The following is a 2,880-nucleotide window of genomic DNA, read 5'->3' as shown; positions in this document are numbered from 1 at the left end:
CGCTCGGCCGGTCAGGGCTTGATCAGCACCTTGAGCGCGGTGCGGTCGTCCATCGCCCGGTAGCCGTCCGGGACCTCGTCCAGGGAGACGGCCCGGTCGAAGACGGGCGACGGGTCGATCGCGCCGCTGAGCACGTCCTCCAGCAGCTCCGGAATGTAGGCGCGGACCGGGGCCACGCCACCGCGCAGGGTGATGTTGCGGTCGAACATGACGCCGAGGTCGAGGCCGGTGCCGCTGCCGTGGGGCACGCCGACGTAGCCGATGGCCCCGCCGTCGCGGGTGATGTTCACGGCGGTGCGCATGGACTGCTCGGTGCCGACCGCCTCGATGACCGCGTGCGCGCCCCGGCCGCCGGTGAGCTCGCGCACGGCCGCCTCGGCGGCCTCGCCCCGCTCGGCGACGACATCGGTGGCGCCGAAGAGCTTGGCGATGTCGGTACGGACGGTGTGCCGGCCGAGCGCGATGATCCGCTCGGCGCCCAGGCGCCTGGCGGCGAGGACGCCGCACAGACCGACCGCGCCGTCACCGACGACGGCGACCGTGGAGCCCTTGCGCACGCCCGCGCCCAGGGCCGCGTGGTGACCGGTGCCCATGACGTCGGAGAGGGCGAGCAGCCCGGTGAGCAGGTGGTCGTCGGAGACGGCCTCGGCGGGCAGCTTCACCAGGGTGCCGTCGGCGTGCGGGACGCGGACGGCCTCGCCCTGGCCGCCGTCGTGGCCGACCGAGCCCCAGAAGCCGCCGTGGTCGCAGGAGGTGAACAGGCCCTCCTTGCAGTACTCACAGGTGCCGTCCGACCACATGAAGGGCGCGACGACGAGGTCACCCGCGCGCAGGCCGGAGACGGCGGAGCCGGTCTCCTCGACGATGCCCAGGAACTCGTGGCCGATGCGCTGGCCGGGCTGACGCTCGGCCTCGCCGCGGTAGGCCCACAGGTCGCTGCCGCAGATACAGGCACGCAGGACGCGGACGACGGCGTCCTCGGGGCGCTGGATCGCAGCGTCGGGCACCTCCTCCACGCGGATGTCGTGCGGGGCGTGGATGACGGTGGCGCGCATGGTGGTGCAGTCCTCCGGCTCGGGGTTGTTCAGTCTTGTACGACTGATGACCGTCCTACGGTACGCCTGCCTCGCGGGTGGTCGCGCCGGTGGCCAGCAGGTACTGGGCGGCCAGGTACGTGGCCATGATCCAGAAGTCCGGGCGGGGCAGCTGGGGCCATTCGGCGACGCCGGTGGCGATGAGGGTGTCCGAGAGCAGGAACAGCGCACCGCCGATCCCGGCCCGCAGGCCGAGGGCGCTGGAGCGGAACGCCATGGCGGTGAGCAGCAGGCTGTATCCGGCCACCGGGATCCGCAGGTCGGCCGGCAGATCGGACCACAGCAGGGCGACGGTGCCGAGGAGGGCGAGCGAGTACGCGCCGCCGAGCAGCGGGTTCGCGGGCCGCTTGCCGAAGAGCACGAGGTAGCAGACGTGCCCGACGGCGAAGGAGCCCATGCCCACGAGGAAGGCGACCTCGGCGTCGAAGAGCAGGGCGAGGTCCCCGCCCCAGCCGAAGAGCAGGGCGGCGATCAGCAGGCGCGGCGCACCGCGGGCGACCATGTGGGTGACCAGCAGCGGCATCAGCAGCGGCTTGGCGATGACGTGCCCGAGGTGCCAGCCCGCCAGCAGCGACCCGAGGTCGACGGCGGCGGCCACGGCGAAGGCCACGAGGGCGAGGCGGCCGAGGCGCGGCCGGAGGTCGGGCTCCCGGTCGGCGACCCAGGAGGGGGCGGGACGGCCCGCGGACTCTGCGGTGCTCACGCGGTGGTCTCCCGTACGGTCGGGCGGCCTTCGGCGGCGGAGTCCGGTGCCGGGGCGGGGACCGAGGCAGGGGCAGGGGCAGGGTCCGTTGCCAGGGCCGTGTCCGGTGCCGGGACCGGGTCCGGGGTGGCGGACCGGCCGGCCGACGCCGGCTGCCAGCCGGGGCCGCGGAAGACCCGGCCGGCGCGCTCGCTCCAGTTCTGCGCGGCACGCACGTCCCGGGCGATGGCGGCGTACTCGTGGGTGGCCACGCGCAGCGGGTTGTGGGTGTCGATGTTCTTGGTGAGCCCGTAGACGGGCTTGTCCGTCTCCCCCACCCAGGACCCGAACATCCGGTCCCAGATGATCAGGATGCCGCCGTAGTTGCGGTCGAGGTATCCGCCCTGGGACGCGTGGTGGACGCGGTGGTGGGAGGGGGTGTTGAAGACGTACTCGTAGGGCCGGGGCAGCTTCCCGATGCGCTCGGTGTGGACCCAGAACTGGTAGAGCAGGTTGATGCCGTAGCAGAAGGGGATCACGGCCGGGTGCACGCCGACGGCCACCATCGGCAGGTAGAACCAGTAGGTGGTGGCGCTGGTCCAGGGCTGGCGCAGGGCGGTGGTGAGGTTGAACCGCCGGCTGCTGTGGTGGACCACGTGGCAGGCCCACAGGATGCGGATGACGTGGTGACCCCGGTGCTGCCAGTAGTAGAGGAAGTCCTGGGCGAGCAGCATCAGCGGGATGGTCCACCACAGCAACGGCACCCGCAGCGGGGTCAGTTCGTAGACCGCCGTGAAGACCGCGACGACCGGGATCTTCCAGAGCAGATCGAAGCCGATGCTGCCGAGCCCCATGGTGATGCTCGTGACGGCGTCCTTGGTGTCGTAGCCGGCGGCATCCTCGTCGGGATGGAGCCGGTAGCTCACCACCTCGATGACGGTGAGCAGCACAAAGGCAGGTATGGACCACAGCACGACATCGGGCAGGTTCGGCATGTGGGCACCATAGAGGCGCCTTCCGGCATGCCGCTAGAGGTTGTTACCGATCGGTATCCATCGGGGTTACCGGCGGTTCGGAAAGGGGCTCCGCCGGGCGGCTCACGGC

The 2,880-nt window shown here is 71.9% G+C and carries 3 protein-coding genes; all 3 read right to left on the bottom strand.

Annotation, left to right across the window (positions count from 1 at the left end):
- Positions 1-11: 11 nt before the first annotated feature.
- The 3 genes from ACWGE1_RS40755 to ACWGE1_RS40745 are packed head-to-tail and all read right to left on the bottom strand — an operon-like array spanning position 12 to position 2,771.
- Positions 12-1,055, bottom strand: coding sequence for a zinc-dependent alcohol dehydrogenase family protein (locus ACWGE1_RS40755; RefSeq protein ID WP_453425521.1), 1,044 nt, complete (start codon positions 1,053-1,055; stop codon positions 12-14).
- Positions 1,056-1,110: 55 nt separating this feature from the next.
- A complete protein-coding gene (locus ACWGE1_RS40750; protein ID WP_453425520.1) occupies positions 1,111-1,797 on the bottom strand; it encodes a lysoplasmalogenase in 687 nt (228 codons plus the stop codon).
- Positions 1,794-2,771, bottom strand: coding sequence for a sterol desaturase family protein (locus ACWGE1_RS40745; RefSeq protein WP_453425519.1), 978 nt, complete (start codon positions 2,769-2,771; stop codon positions 1,794-1,796). The genes ACWGE1_RS40750 and ACWGE1_RS40745 overlap by 4 nt, the downstream gene beginning before the upstream one ends.
- Between the last annotated feature and the right edge of the window lie 109 nt (positions 2,772-2,880).

The organism is Streptomyces sp. NPDC054932, from assembly GCF_053610205.1.
The sequence above is the reverse complement of the archived record's forward strand: the minus strand, read 5'-3'. Positions and strand labels throughout refer to the sequence as shown.